The organism is Rhodococcus kronopolitis (assembly GCF_042654025.1).
In the GTDB taxonomy this organism is placed as follows: Bacteria; Actinomycetota; Actinomycetes; order Mycobacteriales; family Mycobacteriaceae; genus Rhodococcus_G; species Rhodococcus_G kronopolitis.
In genome coordinates this window covers 272,748-286,293 of sequence record NZ_JBHSFO010000015.1, presented here as the reverse complement: position 1 = coordinate 286,293, position 13,546 = coordinate 272,748, and the positions used below count along the sequence as shown (strand labels likewise).

Here is a 13,546-nt window from a genome sequence, read left to right as displayed (position 1 = left end):
GGCAACGGTAGTCCGCGCGCCGTCACGGCCGGGCGCGCAGGCCGTTCACGAAGGGGCACCCGACGAGCAGGCGCAGGGCCCGGCTCAGCGCGCCGGCGTCGTCGACCGGTTCGGCGAAGGGCATCCGGACGTCGGTGTCGACCCGCCCGTTGGTCGCGTCGCCGGTCTCGACCCGCAGCCGGATGCCGTAGCGGTCCAGGCCGAGGGGCCGGACCCGGCCGGCGCGCAGGTGTCGGGGCAGCCGCCGCGCGAGCAGGTCCACCAGCTCGCCGTGGTCGGACTCGAGGTGCGCCAGCCAGTGGTCCTCGACCGCGCAGAACGGGTCCGGTCGGGCCGCCAGCAGGTCCTCCAGGGGGACCGGCTCGGCGCCGTGGCTGTCCGCGACGACGGCGGAGTGCAGCACCAGCCGCAGCAGCGTGGTGGTGTGGCCGACGTCGAGCAGGCCGGCGTCGGGGTGGGCGTCGGCGACGGCCGCGGCCAGTGACCGGGACGCTTCGGTGGGCACGGCGTGCAGGCTGCCGCGCAGCCAGACCAGCGAGCGGACCGGTTCGCGGAGCGCGAGCGGTGCCCGGTCGGTCAGTTCCAGCATCGCCGGCAGCCCGCCCCGGCCTGCCTGCCACGCGAGGGCGGTCGCCGACGAGTCGCTGGGCACCGTGAGCACCACGTCGCCCCCGGCCCGCAGGTGGTGGACCGGCACCGCGACCGGGTCGGTGCCGTCGATCGCCAGCACCGCCTGACGGGACCGGGCGCAGGCGCTGCGGACCAGTTCCGCGGTGGACGGGCCGGGCGTGGTGTCGGTGGCCGCGCGGGCTGGGGCACTCATCTCGGGGGATCCTCTCGTTGCCTGGGTCACAGTAGGTTAGCCATGCCTAAGTTACGGGTGGGTGCCCGGGGTGCGCAAGGCCTTCCGTCGCGATTACCGTGGTTGGCGTGTCCACCCTGCTCACGCTGCAAGCGCCCGCCCCTCGCGATCCCCAGCCGCCGCTCGCCGGGCTGCTGTTCGAGGTCTGTGCCGATGCGGACGCCGTCCGCGCCCGCCGTCGCGGCGCCCTGTTCGGGCCGCCGGTGCTCGACGCCGCCGCGCTGCTCGCGGCCGGGAGCGTGCCGCCCGAGGATCCGGTCGGTGTCCGGCTCGATGTGAACTCCGACCTTCAGGCGGCCGCGGGTGCGCGGGCGGATCGATTCGAGATCGACTGCAGTGCAGGGCAACTCGATGACGTGATCGCGCTCGCGCAGGGCGATCCGCTGTCGCTGCCTGCTCGGCTGACCGTCTTCGTCGAGCGTGGCGACCAGCCCCGCGGCTGGGCCGCCGAGTCCGCCACCCGGATCTGCGAGGCCGGTGCCCACCCCGGACTCGACGCCTGCGCCGCGGCCGAGGACGTCGCCGACTTCCTGGCCGTACTTGCGCACTCCGAGGTGGGATTCGTGGCCCGGGCCCGGACCGGGGCCGAGGTGGTGGCGGTGCTCGCCGCGACGGTGGCCGCGCTGCGCGGCGACGACATCGGCGCCGCCTTCGTCGCCGCGGACCCCCGGCCGGTCGCCGCGCTCAGCAGCGCGGCGTCGGCCGCGATCCGTGAGGTGCTCGTCGGCATCGACGTCACCGACCCGGAGGCGGTCGAGTCGCACCTGTTCGAACATGGGATCGCCACCGACCTCAGGTCCTGATCGGCACTTTCCTCTGGTGCGGACAGTAGCCTTGACCCGTGCCTCGCATCGCCTACTTCGGACCATCCGGGACCTTCACCGAGATGGCTCTGGCCCAGTTCGAGAAGGACGGCGCCTTCGACGGCCCGGTCGAGCGGATCGCCGCACCGAGCCAGCCCGCGGCGCTGGACCGCGTCCGGGACGGCGTGGTGGACGCGGCGGTCGTGCCGATCGAGAGCTCGGTGGAGGGCCCGGTCCCGCCGACCATGGACGCGCTGGCCTCGGGCGAGCGCCTGCAGATCGTGGCCGAGACCGAGCTGGACGTGCGCTTCACCATCCTCGGCCGTCCGGGCAGCACCCTCGGTGAGGTGCGCACCATCCGCGCCTACCCGATCGCCGCCGCGCAGGTGCGGCTCTGGCTCGAACGCAACCTGCCGGACGCGGTGCTCGAGTCCGCGTCCTCGAACGCAGGCGCCGCGGAGGACGTGGCGGCGGGCCTCGCCGACGCGGCCGTCTCCACAGCGTTGGCGGGCGAGCGGCTGGGGCTGAGCACGCTGGCCGCCTCGGTCGCCGACGTGGACGGGGCCCGCACCCGCTTCGTGCTGGTCACCCGGCCCGCGCCGCCCCCCGCGCCGACCGGGGCGGACCGCACCGCGGTGGTGCTGCAGCTGAGCAACGAGCCCGGTTCCCTGGTCGGTGCGATGTCCGAGTTCTCCACTCGCGGAATCGACCTCACCCGGATCGAGTCCCGTCCGACCCGCGTCGAGTTCGGCACCTACCGGTTCTTCCTGGACTGCATCGGACACATCGACGACACCGCCGTAGCGGAGGCGCTCAAGGCCCTGCACCGCAAGCACACCGTCCGGTTCCTAGGGTCGTGGCCGGCCGCGACGCCCGGCGGGAAGCGGCCGCCGTCGGACGTGGAGGCGAGCGAATGGCTGCGGCGGATCACCGCGGGTGAGCCGGACGGGGGAAAGTGACGTGCCGGGCAAGCTGATCCTGGTCCGGCACGGCCAGACCGAGGCCAATGTGGGCCTGCGGCTGGACACCCGGTTGCCGGGGGCCCGGCTCACCGAGCACGGCGAGGGGCAGGCCCGGGCGTTCGGCGGCACCCTGGTGGGACCGGCGCCGCTGGCGGTGGTGGCATCGGAAGCGCTGCGCGCCAGGCAGACCGCGCAGTGGGTCGAGCGGGCGTCGGGTGTCGCGGTGCAGGTGCGCGAGGGGATCCACGAAGCACAGGCGGGCGACCTCGAGGATCGGTCCGACCGTGCCTCGCACGAGCTGTTCGCGAAGGTGTTCCACGCCTGGCATGCGGGCGACCTGGCGGCCCGGGTGCCGGGTGGTGAGTCCGGCGAGGACGTCCTCGGCCGGTACGTGCCGGTGCTGAGCGCGTTGCGCCGGGAGTTCCTGGACTCGGCCGCCGACGATTCGGGTGACGTGCTGGTGGTCAGCCACGGGGCCGCGATCCGCCTCGTCGCCGGGTACCTCGCCGGAATGGACGGCGCCTTCTCCGCCCGCACCCACCTGGACAACACCCAGACCGTGGAGCTGGTGCCGACCCCCGGCGGCGGCTGGCAGTGCGTGCGCTGGGGCGCCGTGCTGCCCCCGTTCGATCTCGCCGCGGCCGTGCCTGACGACCCGATGGGCTGACCGTTCGTCGCTCGTATCATGCGTTTGGCCGACTTGCAGGCCCATACGCCCTCGAATACCGCGATTGTGGCTGGTCGGTAGGTAATCTCAGGACATGACCGAGCGAGTTGACAAGCGTAGCCTGCGATACCAGGGGCGCCGCGAGGAGTTGCTCGGCCTGATCACGGAATACGTCATCGAGCACGGTCTCGGAGACCAGTCGATTCGGCCGTTGGCTCAGGCCGCGGGGATCTCGCATGCGTCGCTGCTGGGCCACTTCGGCAGCAAGGAAGAACTGCTGGCCGCGGTCGTCGAGCACCTCCGCCGCGGATCCATCCCGCTGGCGATGGGCCGCGACGACGACGACCCGGTGGAACTGCTGAAGAGTTGGTGGGTCGCGCGCACCGCGCCGGAGATCCTCCCGCGGTTCCGGCTGATGTTCGAGATCTACTCGCAGGCGCTGTGGGATCCGGAGAGGTACGAACGGTACCTCGAATACTTCGTCGACGACTGGCTGGACGCCCTCCAGGTGGGGTTGCGTCACCGCGACTGCCCGGAGCGGGATGTCGCCGAGGTCGCGACGCTGATCCTCGCTCAGGTCCGGGGGCTGCTGCTGGACCTGTTGGCCACCGGAGACCGGGCCCGGGTCGACCGGGCCTTCAAGTTCTTCGTCGACTTCGTCGCCGCCCAGATCCGGGAATGGCAGTCCGCGGCGAGCCGGGCGCAGGCCACCGGCAGTGACGCGTGCTGCGCGGGCTGAACTGATCGGTCGGGACGAACTGATCGGGCGGGGCGGTCAGCGCGGTTCGGCCAGCAGCTCCGCCACCGCCTGACGGACCCGGGCGTCGCCGCCCGGCCCGAGGGTGGACCAGCCGACCCCGTCGGCGGCGGTGCTCGAGGTGCCGAGGATCCGGCCGTGCTCGGTGTCGAACACCGCGACCGGTGCCCCGAGCGGCGCGGCCCGGCCGTCGCTGTGCCGCACGGCGACGATCTCGGTGCGGGCCAGGCAGGTCGCCAGCGCGGCGGCGAGCACGACGGCCTCGGGTCCGGCCAGGCCGAGGCCGGCGAGACTGCGGGCCGTCGCGGTGGGATCGCCGCAGTCCGCGAGCGCCTCGACGAGGCCGGCGGTGACGGTGTTGACGGGGCCGAAGGCCAGCGGCTGTGCCGAACCCAGCGCGTCGCACAGCACGCCGAGTGCCGACGACGGAACATGCCGCAGCACAACGTGATCGCGCCCGCGATCGGCGGCCATGGCGCCGCGTGGTCCGCGGGCCACGCACAGGCGCTCGACGCCGTCGCCGGTGTGGCGGCGCAGCGAGACCTCGCGGTCGGGCCGGGCCAGGGTCCACAGCCGGTCGGCGAGGTCGGGGTGCGGACGGTTGCCGTCGAGCAGCCCGCGGCCGGTGAGGGTCCGGGCGGCCGCCGCACCTGCGGCCTCGCGGGCCGCGACCGCGTCGTGCCGCGGCGCCGCGTCCAGGACCACCGGCAGCTCGTCGATGTCGAGCAGCTGCAGCAACAGGTCCAGTTCGTCGAGTGCCAGGGTCGTCGGCGGCAGGGCCGTCGGGGCCAGTACGGCGCCAGGGGGCAGGGCACCGGGGCACCGGACGGGCCAGATCGCGGTCACGACAGGGTGTCCGGGTCCGCGCCGATCACCGACGGGATCACCACCCGGCCGTCGGCGAAGTGCTCGAAGCCGCGTAGGTAGTCGGGGACCGCGTGCTCCCCGTCCGCCGATCCCGGGCCGCGGGCGCCGCCGGTCATCGGGGCGCCGAGTAGTCCGCCCCGAGCGGCCGAGGCTGCGTCGGCCCGGGCCGCGTCGTGGACCGGCGGGACGTCCCTGCCGCCGGCGCCGTCGCCGGAGTGGCCACCGACCGGTCCCGCGCCGCCACCGCCCGCCGATCCCGAGACGGAACCGCCGCCCCGCCCCGCGGCGGTGTGCCCGGCGAGGTCGCCGACGAGGTCGGGCCCGCCGAAATACGCAGTCGCGCCGGTTGATCCGCCGACGCCAGCCGATCCCGTGGCGCGGATCGGCATGGTTCCGGGGCCGCGGAACCCGGGCTGGGCGCCGCCCTCGCCGCGCGCGGCGGAGCTCGTGGGCCTGGCGGCCAGGCCGTCCCGGCCGCTCGCCGCGCCGCCCGCCGCCGGCCCGACGCCACCGGTGAGGGCGGCGACCGCCGACGGTGCGAGGGAGGTCGCGACGCCAAGTCCGGGCCCGGCGATCGAGCCGGCCTGCGAGGCCGCGCCGGCGACGGCCGGGTGCTGGGACAGGGCCGACACCGCGGTGACGGCCGTGGCGGCCGGGTTCGTGCGGAAGTCGCCGATCCCGCCGCCCGGCGGCGCCGGGACGGGGTCGTCCGCCGCGGCGGCCTTCGGTCCGTGGGCCAACGGTGGTGGGGGAGTGAAGGTCTGGGGCGTCGCTGCGGCGGTCGACGCGGCCTCGTAGGCCTCCATCACCAGCCCGGCCCGCACGTCCATCGCCCGGTCCGCAGCCTCCGCGGCCGCGCCCGCGCCGGCGAGCGACCCGCCGACGGTGTGGGCCACCAGCTTCGCGGTCTTCACCGCCGCGATCTCGGCGAGGCTGGGCATGGCGAGCCGGGCGACGGTGTGCGCGGCGGCCTCGGCGGCGGCCCTGCCCGCGGTCGCGGCGGCCATCGCGCTCGCCTCCTGCGTCCACACCTGGAACGGGACGAGCCTGGCCAGTGCCGCGTCGGCGGCGACGCCCTCCCATCCGGCGGCGAGCTCAGCCAGCACCGTGGTCATCGTCGCGGCCGCGTCCGCGAGGCCGGCCGACAGCGCGGCCCAGGCCGTGCTCGCCGCGGTAAGCGCGGTAGGGCCGACCCCGGCATTGAGTGCGGTCGAGTTCGCGGTGGCGCCGCGCGGCAGCCAGAGGACGCCGGTGAATCCGAGGGACATCTAACGCTCCGCCCGGGCGCCCGCGTCGAGGGCGGCGCCGAACGAGTGGTCGAGGTCCGCGTACTCGGCGGCGTGCCCGCGCAGGGTGGCGGCGGCCGCGACCAGTTCCGCGATGCCGGTGGCCGCGGCGGGCAGGAATCCGTCCGCGACGGAGTTGAACGCGGCCGCTGCCAGCGTCGAGACCTCCTCGCTGCCTGCGGGCGGCAGGTGCAGTGCGGGGGCATGGGCGTCGAGCGAGGACTGCAGGCGCCGCGCCAGGGCGTCGAGTTGGGCGGCGGCGGAGATCAGCGCGTCGGGTGAGACGTACACGTGGGCTGGCATGGTCCCGGCCTCCTGGAGGGCTCGCGGTGGGCGTCCGTCACGAGCTTGGACGCGCCGCGGTGCGGGGAGGTTCCAGCGGGCGGGGGTGTCCCGGCCGTCGTCGGGTGGGCCCCGTGGGGTCGAGCCCGGTCAGCCCCAGCCGAGCTGGTGGAGCCGCTCCTCCTCGATCCCGAAGTAGTGCGCGATCTCGTGGATGACGGTGATCGCGACCTCCTCGACCACCTGCTCCGGCGTCTCGCACAGCTCGAGCAGCGCCTCGCGGTAGATGGTGATGGTGTCGGGCAGCGAGCCGCCGTAGTGGCTGTCGCGTTCGGTCAGCGCGATGCCCTGGTAGAGCCCCAGCAGGCCGGGATCCTCGGGATCTCGGTCCTCGACCAGGACCACCACGTTGTCGATGGCCCGGGCGAGCTTGGGCGGGATCAGGTCGAGTGCCTCGGAGACCAGTTCCTCGAAGGCGGCCTCGGTCATGGGTACCGGCATGTCAGCCGATCGGGGCGGGGGCGGCCCCGGGCAGCGGGGTGGGCACGGAACGACCCTCGGGCAGCGCGGGCGGGGGCACCGGCGGTGCGCCGTTGATCAGGATCTCGCCCTTCGTGGAGTTCACGATCGACGCGAAGCCGCCGGTGTCGATCTCCTTGCCGACCGAGCAGTTGACCTTGCGACTGCCCGCCAGCCAGCTGGTGAGGTCCACGTTGTCCCAGAACAGGGTGAGGGTCTTGTTCCGCAGCCCGTCGGGTCCGAGGTACTCGTTCGAGGCCTGGGTACAGGTCTCCTCGAGGTACCGGTCCTGGTCCTCGACGGTGGGGAAGCCGTCCGGGAACTTCGCGCCCAGGTCGACCACGGAGATCGTCTCGAAGGCGTGCGGTTCCGCGCAGTCGACCGGATCGGTGGGCACGTTCTGGTTGATGCCGATGCAGGTGCCGCCGTTCCACACCTTGGACTGGTCCTGGTTGGCCACGGTGCCGGTGATCGGCTGCAGGTTGCCGGTGGTGCCGGAGTTCTGCAGGCCGCAGCGCACGGTTCGTTCGCCGGCCGCCCAGCCGGCCTCGCCCGGATTGATCAGCCCGACGCTGAACTTGCCGTGCGGGTCGTATCGGGCGCCGAGGTACGCGTTGACCGCGGGCGTGCAGTGTTCGTCGCGCAGCTCGGAGAACCGCAGGACCCCGGGGAAACGCGAACCCGGGCCGAACTCGGTGCCGGGGAAGATGCTCAGGTCCACCTCGGCGGCCACCTCGAACAGGTGGTCGTCGGTGCAGTCGACCTTCGACAGGTCACCGGCGTCGTCCTTGGTCCACGTCAGGCAGTCGCCGACACCGGCGGTGCCGAACGCCTTGCCCGCGACGGCGCCGGTGGACATCGGGCCGCCGGTGTTCGGGTGCGAGATCAACTCGTCGCCGCTCTGGAAACCGTCGGAGAACACGATGGTGATCAACGCGGCGAGCAGGGCGCCGACAGCGACCGCGGCGAGCGCGCGTCGGGTCGTCTTCGCAGACAGGTACCGGCTCCGCGGCTGATCGACGGGCCGGCCGGTGGCGGTGTCCGCGTCAGCGGAGGCGTCGTCGCCGGTCGGGCTCGGGGTGCCGTCCACCGGGTCGGGGCGCGAGGTCTCGGGTGTGGGTTCGTCGGACATCGTCTTCCATCATGCCTGTTGGCGTGAACGGCGGCCGAACCATCGCGCCCGCGCGTGCCGTCGGACGGGTTCCGATCGTCACCGGCGGCGACCAAGTAGGGTCTGTTCTTGTGATTGACCTGAAGTTCCTGCGTGAGAATCCCGACGTCGTCCGCGAGTCACAGCGCACCCGCGGCGAGGACCCGGCCCTGGTCGACGCGCTGCTGGCCGCCGACGAGTCCCGTCGCGCCGCGGTGTTGTCCGGCGACAACCTGCGGGCCGAGCAGAAGGCGCTCGGCAAGAAGGTCGGGCAGGCGTCCGCGGAGGAGCGCCCGGCGCTGCTCGCCGGGTCCAAGGAACTGGCTCAGCAGGTCAAGGACGCCGAGGCCGCGCAGCACGAGGCGGACGCCGCCCTCGACGCCGCGCAGCGGGCGATCTCCAACATCGTGCAGGAGGGCGCGCCCGCCGGTGGCGAGGACGACTTCATCACCCTCGAGACCGTCGGGGAGCTGCCGACGTTCGACTTCGAGCCCAAGGACCACCTCGAGCTCGGCGAGTCACTCGGCCTGATCGACATGGAGCGCGGAGCCAAGGTCTCCGGCTCGCGGTTCTACTTCCTCACCGGGTTCGGCGCGATGCTCCAGCTCGGCATGCTGCAGCTGGCGGCGCAGAAGGCGATGGCCAACGGGTTCACCATGATGATCCCGCCGGTGCTGGTGCGTCCCGAGATCATGAAGGGCACCGGCTTCCTCGGCCAGCACGCCGACGAGGTGTACCACCTCGAGGCGGACGACCTGTACCTCGTCGGCACCTCCGAGGTGCCGCTGGCCGGCTACCACTCCGGCGAGATCCTCGACCTGGAGTCGGGGCCGAAGCGGTACGCCGGCTGGTCCTCCTGCTTCCGCCGCGAGGCAGGCAGCTACGGCAAGGACACCCGCGGCATCATCCGGGTGCACCAGTTCGACAAGGTGGAGATGTTCACCTACTGCCGGCCGGAGGACGCGGACGCCGAGCACCAGCGGCTGCTGGCCTGGGAGCGCGAGATGCTCGCCGCGATCGAGGTGCCGTACCGGGTGATCGACGTCGCCGGCGGCGACCTGGGTTCGTCCGCGGCGCGCAAGTTCGACTGCGAGGCCTGGGTGCCCACCCAGCAGGCCTACCGAGAGCTGTCCTCCACCTCGAACTGCACCACCTTCCAGGCCCGACGCCTCTCGGTGCGCTACCGCGACGAGAACGGCAAGCCGCAGACCGCCGCGACCCTCAACGGAACGCTGGCCACCACCCGGTGGCTGGTCGCGATCCTCGAGAACCACCAGCAGGCCGACGGCAGCGTGACGGTGCCCGCCGCGCTGCAGCCGTTCGTCGGAACCGACGTCCTGCGGGCCCCGTAGTTCGTCCGCGCGTACGGCGACCTCGTGCGCCGTCCGTCGACGGTGGCACGGGGTGGGAGTAGCTTCGGTCGACATGACGGACGATCCGATCGACCCGCAGTTGCAGGAGATCGCCCAGCGAGTGTTCGACGCGGCCCGGGCGGGCGACGCCGACACCCTCGCGGCCTACCTCGACGCGGGGGTCCCGGCGAATCTGACCAACGGCACGGGCGACACCCTGGTGATGCTCGCGGCCTATCACGGTCATGTCGAGGCGGTGCAGCTGCTGATCGAGCGTGGCGCGGAGGTGAACCGACTCAACGATCGCGGTCAGTCCCCGGTCGCCGGTGCCATCTTCAAGGGTGAGGACGCGGTGGTCCGGGCGCTCGCCGCGGCGGGTGCCGATCCGCACGCCGGGCACCCCACCGCGGTCGACTCCGCGCGGATGTTCGGGCGCGAGGATTACCTGGAGTTGTGGGGTTCGTCTCGGTCATGACGACCCGAGACCGGGCGCGGGTTCGGGTTCGGGTTCGGTGACCGGGGGCGGCCACAGCAGGAGCGGCGGAATGCCCTCTCTCCGCTCCTGGAGGTCCTCGCTGTGCTCGTCCTGCAGTCGCTCTCGCTCCTCGTGCCGACGGTCGTCGTTCCGGTCGGAATCGGCGTCCCGCGCCATGCCGGGATCGGCGGCCAGGAGGCTCGGCAGCACGTTCTGGTGGGTCTGACCCCAGTCGGTCGGATCGGATCCGAGACCGGCGGAGACTACTGCGCCTGCGGTGAGCAATCCCAGGGTCCAGCTGATGGCGGTGTCTCTCACGGCCTTGTCCTTCCGTTCGGAAGGACGGTTCGGCGCAGTGCGGGCAGCGCGCCGGAAGACGGACACCAGTGGCCGTCACCAACCTTCCGGGAGGCGTCCGTCATGCTCGCGACCGGCGGTGCCGTCGGCCCCGGTGCACGTTCACTACCGGGGTGCCGTGGGCACGGCGTGCGCCGAAAAGGTGTGCCTTCTGTGCAACGCCGTCCAGTTCGAGGGAAATTCCCCGTACGCGCGAATGCATGTGACGGCAGTCACGTCGATCGGTCCACGTTCAGAGGTCGCGGCAGGTCCGTGTGCCGCACGGTTGTCGTCCCCGGCGGGCCCGGTCGCCGAGGGCTCGACCTCGATCGCGGGAGGGGTCCGTGAATTGGATTGCAGTCCAATGGAATTGATGCCATTACGTAATGTGGGTCGACGGCTCGGGCCACCGGGTGCGGGCGCACCGCTCATCGGTCGGGGAGGGACGTCCGGGCCGACTCCGTGTGGTCGTCCGGCCGGAGTGCGCGGCCCGGGACCAGGCGGTCGGAGGGGCCCTCAGAGGTCCCTTAGGCGTCGGCACTACCGTCATCGCCCATGCGTATACAGATCCTTGCCGCCACGGTGGCATCGTTGGCCCTGGTGGGCGTCGGTGTCGTGGGGGCTGCCACCGACAGTCCGGACCCGGTTGTCGTGACCGAGACGGCCGCGCCGGTGGCTGCCGACACGTCGGACATCGACCAGGCCGCCCTGAGCAAGGCCCGCAAGGCCCTCTCCAGTGCCGGGTTGCCGCTGAGCCTGCTGGGCGGCGGAGTCGGCCAGCTGACCGAGGGTGGTGCCCAACTGCAGGACGGTGCCCGGCAGCTCTCCGACGGACTCGGTCTGGCCCGGGATGCGGCGGGGCAGATCGCCGACGGCACCGGTCAGCTCAAGGGTGGTGTCGCGCTGCTCGGCGACGGGGCGTCACAGGTCAGCGGTGGCGTCGACACGGTGGTCGGCACCCTCTCCGGGCTCGGCGACACCCAGGCGGAGGTGATCGGCACCCTCACCGGGATCGCCGACACGGTGGCGATTCTCCCGGACCCGGTCTCCCAGGGTGCCGCGGCGCAGCTGCGCTCGGCGGTCGACTCGCTCAACGCGAAGGGCCTCGGCCCCGACACGATGGCGCAGCTGAACCTGCTGCGTGACGGTGCCCGGCAGCTCTCGTACGAGCTGAACGACCCGGCCGCGCAGTTCCCGGCCGGCGTCGCGCTGCTGGCCGACGGCACCGGGCAGCTGCGGGACGGACTGGTCCAACTCGACGACGGTGGCAAGCTGCTCGCCGCCGGTACCGACCAGCTGGTGTCGGGCATCGGCCCGGTCACCGGTGTGGTCAAGGGGCTCGACGAGTCGGTGCGCAACGCGACCGCCGCACTGCCGAAGAACACGCCGCCTGCCAAGGCCGAGCCCGCCCCCGAGGCGACCGTCGTCGCCGCCCCGGCGGCCGACCGGCGCTGGTGGCCGTACCCGCTGATCGTGGTCGGGGCACTGGCACTGGCCGCCATCGCACTGCTCGGCAACCGGGAACGGGCCGTCCCCGCCCCCGCACCCGAACCCGAACGCGTCATGCCGGAGCCCGACTTCGCGGCGTGGCGCTGACGGACTGACCGCCGGCCCGTCAGAGCTTGGACGAGCGCAGCTCGTGACCCTTCGAGGTCTTGCAGCGCCCGGTCTCGAGATCCCACTGCCAGCCGTGCAGGTTGCACGTCAGGTTGGTGCCCTCGACGACGCCGAACTTCGACAGGTCGGCCTTCAGGTGCGGGCACCGGCGCTGAATCTCGTAGCCGCCCAACTCGATCGACGACGAGTCGTCGTGCGCCTCGGCAAACCAGCCGTCGGCGTAGGCGATTCGCTCGTCGGTCAGGCACTTGAAGAAGGTGTAGAGGAACTCGTTGTACCCGCCGACCCGCCACGCCTCGAAGCGGGTGGACAGGAAGATGGTGTTCACCCAGTCCGGCTCGTCGTCGCGGAGCACGGTGCGCACCAGCTCGGGGGCGATCCGGAAGCCGTAGCGGTACTTGCCCTCGCCCTCGATGGGGGCGCGGACGGTGCGGTTCGGGAAGTCGAGCACCACCGTCTCCTCGCCCATCACCAGGCCGACGGGGTAGCCGATGCCGTCGCAGATCACGTCGGACTGCGCCATGATCGGCTCGAACTTCGCCTTGAGCGGTTCGAGCAGCGGCTCGCCCTCGGCCGGCGCCCACCCGGCCTTCTCCGCGGCCAGCACCGGAGCCAGGCGCTGCGCCATGTCCTCGATGTACGCGGCCTTGTCCGAGAAGATCGCGTCCACCACGGCGTCCGGGACCGGGTGCGTCAGGGTCGCGTCGGAGCCCTGGATGTCCACCGTCGAGCCGGGGATCATCAGCAGGCCGCCGTCGTTGCCGTGCAACCGCATCTGCTCGAGGAAGACGATCTGGTCGGGGAAGATGTTGCCCTCGTCGCCGTGGTCGTCGTTGAGGTAGCGCAGCTCCGGGTCCAGGAACACCGGCGGACCGGCCGACGGCACCACCCAGGTCGCCCCGACCTGGTCGATGTAGTTGCGGCACCGGTCCATGCCGCGCTGGCGCTTCTGCTTGCCGAAGTTGCGCTTGGTGCCGGACGGGATGTCGTAGACCATCGGGTACCAGATCGCGCCCGAGTACTGCAGCAGGTGGATGTCGACCTTGCCGAACTGCTCACCGAGCACGTCCATGTCCACCGGGCGGGCGTCATTCATGTTGAAGCAGGTGGTGGTGCCGTCGGAGACGACGAGGCCGGAGTCGCCGATCGGGCCGTCCGCGGGCGCCCGCAGCGCGATGATCATCACGTCCAGCTCGCCCGGCTGGAGCGGGGACTGCGGGGCGAGCCGGATGCCGGCGTCGCTCACGCGGTGCTTGACGGAGTCCTGCGTCTCGAAGAACTTGTGGAAGCCGAGCTTCTCGAGCTCGCGGCGCAGGTCCGGCACCGGGTAGTCCGGCAGCAGCACCGTCGCGTCCTTGTTGACGTGCTTGGTCAACGTCTCGGGGTCGAAGTGGTCCTTGTGCAGGTGCGAGACGTACAGGTAGTCGACGTCGCCGAGGGCGTCCCAGTCCAGCCCCGTGTTGTCCGGGAAGGGGAACCACGACGCGAAGTACGCGGGGTTGACCCACGGGTCGCAGAGGATCGATCCCGCCTCGGTCTGGATGTGGAATCCGGCGTGTCCGACGCTCGTGACCTGCACTGGTATGCCTCCTGAGGATATTCGACGCCTCC

General features: G+C 72.4%; 15 protein-coding genes. 7 read left to right on the top strand and 8 right to left on the bottom strand.

Going from position 1 to position 13,546, the window contains the following annotated elements; translation table 11 throughout:
• Positions 1-22 precede the first annotated feature (22 nt).
• Positions 23-823: a DUF2470 domain-containing protein gene (locus ACFO6S_RS20810; RefSeq protein ID WP_378419873.1), complete on the bottom strand. Its 801-nt coding sequence runs from the start codon at positions 821-823 to the stop codon at positions 23-25.
• 107 nt (positions 824-930) lie between these two features.
• On the opposite strand from ACFO6S_RS20810, the gene ACFO6S_RS20805 reads away from it, so the two are divergent.
• The 4 genes from ACFO6S_RS20805 (at position 931) to ACFO6S_RS20790 (ending at position 4,033) form a co-directional block, all read left to right on the top strand.
• Positions 931-1,665 carry a hypothetical protein gene (locus ACFO6S_RS20805; RefSeq protein ID WP_378419872.1) on the top strand — a complete coding sequence of 245 codons (735 nt, stop codon included), beginning with the start codon at positions 931-933 and terminating at the stop codon, positions 1,663-1,665.
• A 38-nt stretch (positions 1,666-1,703) separates the two neighbouring features.
• On the top strand, positions 1,704-2,624 hold the full coding sequence (gene pheA, locus ACFO6S_RS20800; protein WP_378419871.1) for a prephenate dehydratase: 921 nt from the start codon (positions 1,704-1,706) through the stop codon (positions 2,622-2,624).
• 1 nt (position 2,625) lies between these two features.
• Positions 2,626-3,294 (top strand): histidine phosphatase family protein, encoded by a 669-nt coding sequence (locus ACFO6S_RS20795; RefSeq protein WP_378419870.1) that lies wholly within the window; start codon positions 2,626-2,628, stop codon positions 3,292-3,294.
• A gap of 94 nt (positions 3,295-3,388) precedes the next feature.
• Complete coding sequence (locus tag ACFO6S_RS20790; protein WP_378419869.1) at positions 3,389-4,033, top strand: TetR/AcrR family transcriptional regulator; 645 nt, start codon at positions 3,389-3,391, stop codon at positions 4,031-4,033.
• A gap of 36 nt (positions 4,034-4,069) precedes the next feature.
• Here the strand turns inward: ACFO6S_RS20790 and ACFO6S_RS20785 are convergent, their stop codons facing one another.
• The 5 genes from ACFO6S_RS20785 to ACFO6S_RS20765 form a co-directional block, all read right to left on the bottom strand.
• The gene (locus ACFO6S_RS20785) at positions 4,070-4,897 is read right to left on the bottom strand and encodes an ESX secretion-associated protein EspG (RefSeq protein ID WP_378419868.1); all 828 of its coding nucleotides are present in this window, start codon (positions 4,895-4,897) and stop codon (positions 4,070-4,072) included.
• The gene (locus ACFO6S_RS20780) at positions 4,894-6,186 is read right to left on the bottom strand and encodes a PPE domain-containing protein (RefSeq protein WP_378419867.1); all 1,293 of its coding nucleotides are present in this window, start codon (positions 6,184-6,186) and stop codon (positions 4,894-4,896) included. Before ACFO6S_RS20780 ends, ACFO6S_RS20785 begins: the two co-directional genes overlap by 4 nt.
• The gene (locus ACFO6S_RS20775; RefSeq protein ID WP_378419866.1) at positions 6,187-6,507 is read right to left on the bottom strand and encodes a PE family protein; all 321 of its coding nucleotides are present in this window, start codon (positions 6,505-6,507) and stop codon (positions 6,187-6,189) included.
• A 129-nt stretch (positions 6,508-6,636) separates the two neighbouring features.
• Positions 6,637-6,987 carry a metallopeptidase family protein gene (locus ACFO6S_RS20770; protein ID WP_378419865.1) on the bottom strand — a complete coding sequence of 117 codons (351 nt, stop codon included), beginning with the start codon at positions 6,985-6,987 and terminating at the stop codon, positions 6,637-6,639.
• 1 nt (position 6,988) lies between these two features.
• Positions 6,989-8,137 (bottom strand): septum formation family protein, encoded by a 1,149-nt coding sequence (locus ACFO6S_RS20765; protein ID WP_378419864.1) that lies wholly within the window; start codon positions 8,135-8,137, stop codon positions 6,989-6,991.
• Between the two features lie 110 nt (positions 8,138-8,247).
• On the opposite strand from ACFO6S_RS20765, the gene serS reads away from it, so the two are divergent.
• Together serS and ACFO6S_RS20755 are read left to right on the top strand one after the other, a co-directional pair.
• The gene (gene serS / locus ACFO6S_RS20760; protein WP_378419863.1) at positions 8,248-9,507 is read left to right on the top strand and encodes a serine--tRNA ligase; all 1,260 of its coding nucleotides are present in this window, start codon (positions 8,248-8,250) and stop codon (positions 9,505-9,507) included.
• A 73-nt stretch (positions 9,508-9,580) separates the two neighbouring features.
• Entirely contained in the window at positions 9,581-9,982 is a 402-nt protein-coding gene (locus ACFO6S_RS20755; protein ID WP_378419862.1) for an ankyrin repeat domain-containing protein, read from the top strand.
• Here the strand turns inward: ACFO6S_RS20755 and ACFO6S_RS20750 are convergent.
• The gene (locus ACFO6S_RS20750) at positions 9,977-10,300 is read right to left on the bottom strand and encodes a hypothetical protein (RefSeq protein WP_378419861.1); all 324 of its coding nucleotides are present in this window, start codon (positions 10,298-10,300) and stop codon (positions 9,977-9,979) included. The two genes, ACFO6S_RS20755 and ACFO6S_RS20750, sit on opposite strands and share 6 nt — an antisense overlap.
• A gap of 573 nt (positions 10,301-10,873) precedes the next feature.
• On the opposite strand from ACFO6S_RS20750, the gene ACFO6S_RS20745 reads away from it, so the two are divergent.
• The gene (locus ACFO6S_RS20745; protein ID WP_378419860.1) at positions 10,874-11,914 is read left to right on the top strand and encodes a hypothetical protein; all 1,041 of its coding nucleotides are present in this window, start codon (positions 10,874-10,876) and stop codon (positions 11,912-11,914) included.
• Positions 11,915-11,933: 19 nt separating this feature from the next.
• On the opposite strand, the gene ACFO6S_RS20740 is transcribed toward ACFO6S_RS20745, so the two are convergent.
• On the bottom strand, positions 11,934-13,514 hold the full coding sequence (locus tag ACFO6S_RS20740) for a Rieske 2Fe-2S domain-containing protein (RefSeq protein ID WP_378419859.1): 1,581 nt from the start codon (positions 13,512-13,514) through the stop codon (positions 11,934-11,936).
• Positions 13,515-13,546 lie beyond the last annotated feature (32 nt).

What these genes read in the sequence shown, in the direction of transcription:
- ACFO6S_RS20770 (WP_378419865.1), bottom strand. Translation starts at nt 6,987, where the DNA reads ATGCCGGTACCCATGACCGAGGCCGCCTTCGAGGAACTGGTCTCCGAG.
- ACFO6S_RS20810 (WP_378419873.1), bottom strand. Translation starts at nt 823, where the DNA reads ATGAGTGCCCCAGCCCGCGCGGCCACCGACACCACGCCCGGCCCGTCC.
- ACFO6S_RS20775 (WP_378419866.1), bottom strand. Translation starts at nt 6,507, where the DNA reads ATGCCAGCCCACGTGTACGTCTCACCCGACGCGCTGATCTCCGCCGCC.
- ACFO6S_RS20755 (WP_378419862.1), top strand. Translation starts at nt 9,581, where the DNA reads ATGACGGACGATCCGATCGACCCGCAGTTGCAGGAGATCGCCCAGCGA.
- ACFO6S_RS20790 (WP_378419869.1), top strand. Translation starts at nt 3,389, where the DNA reads ATGACCGAGCGAGTTGACAAGCGTAGCCTGCGATACCAGGGGCGCCGC.
- ACFO6S_RS20745 (WP_378419860.1), top strand. Translation starts at nt 10,874, where the DNA reads ATGCGTATACAGATCCTTGCCGCCACGGTGGCATCGTTGGCCCTGGTG.
- ACFO6S_RS20765 (WP_378419864.1), bottom strand. Translation starts at nt 8,137, where the DNA reads ATGTCCGACGAACCCACACCCGAGACCTCGCGCCCCGACCCGGTGGAC.
- ACFO6S_RS20780 (WP_378419867.1), bottom strand. Translation starts at nt 6,186, where the DNA reads ATGTCCCTCGGATTCACCGGCGTCCTCTGGCTGCCGCGCGGCGCCACC.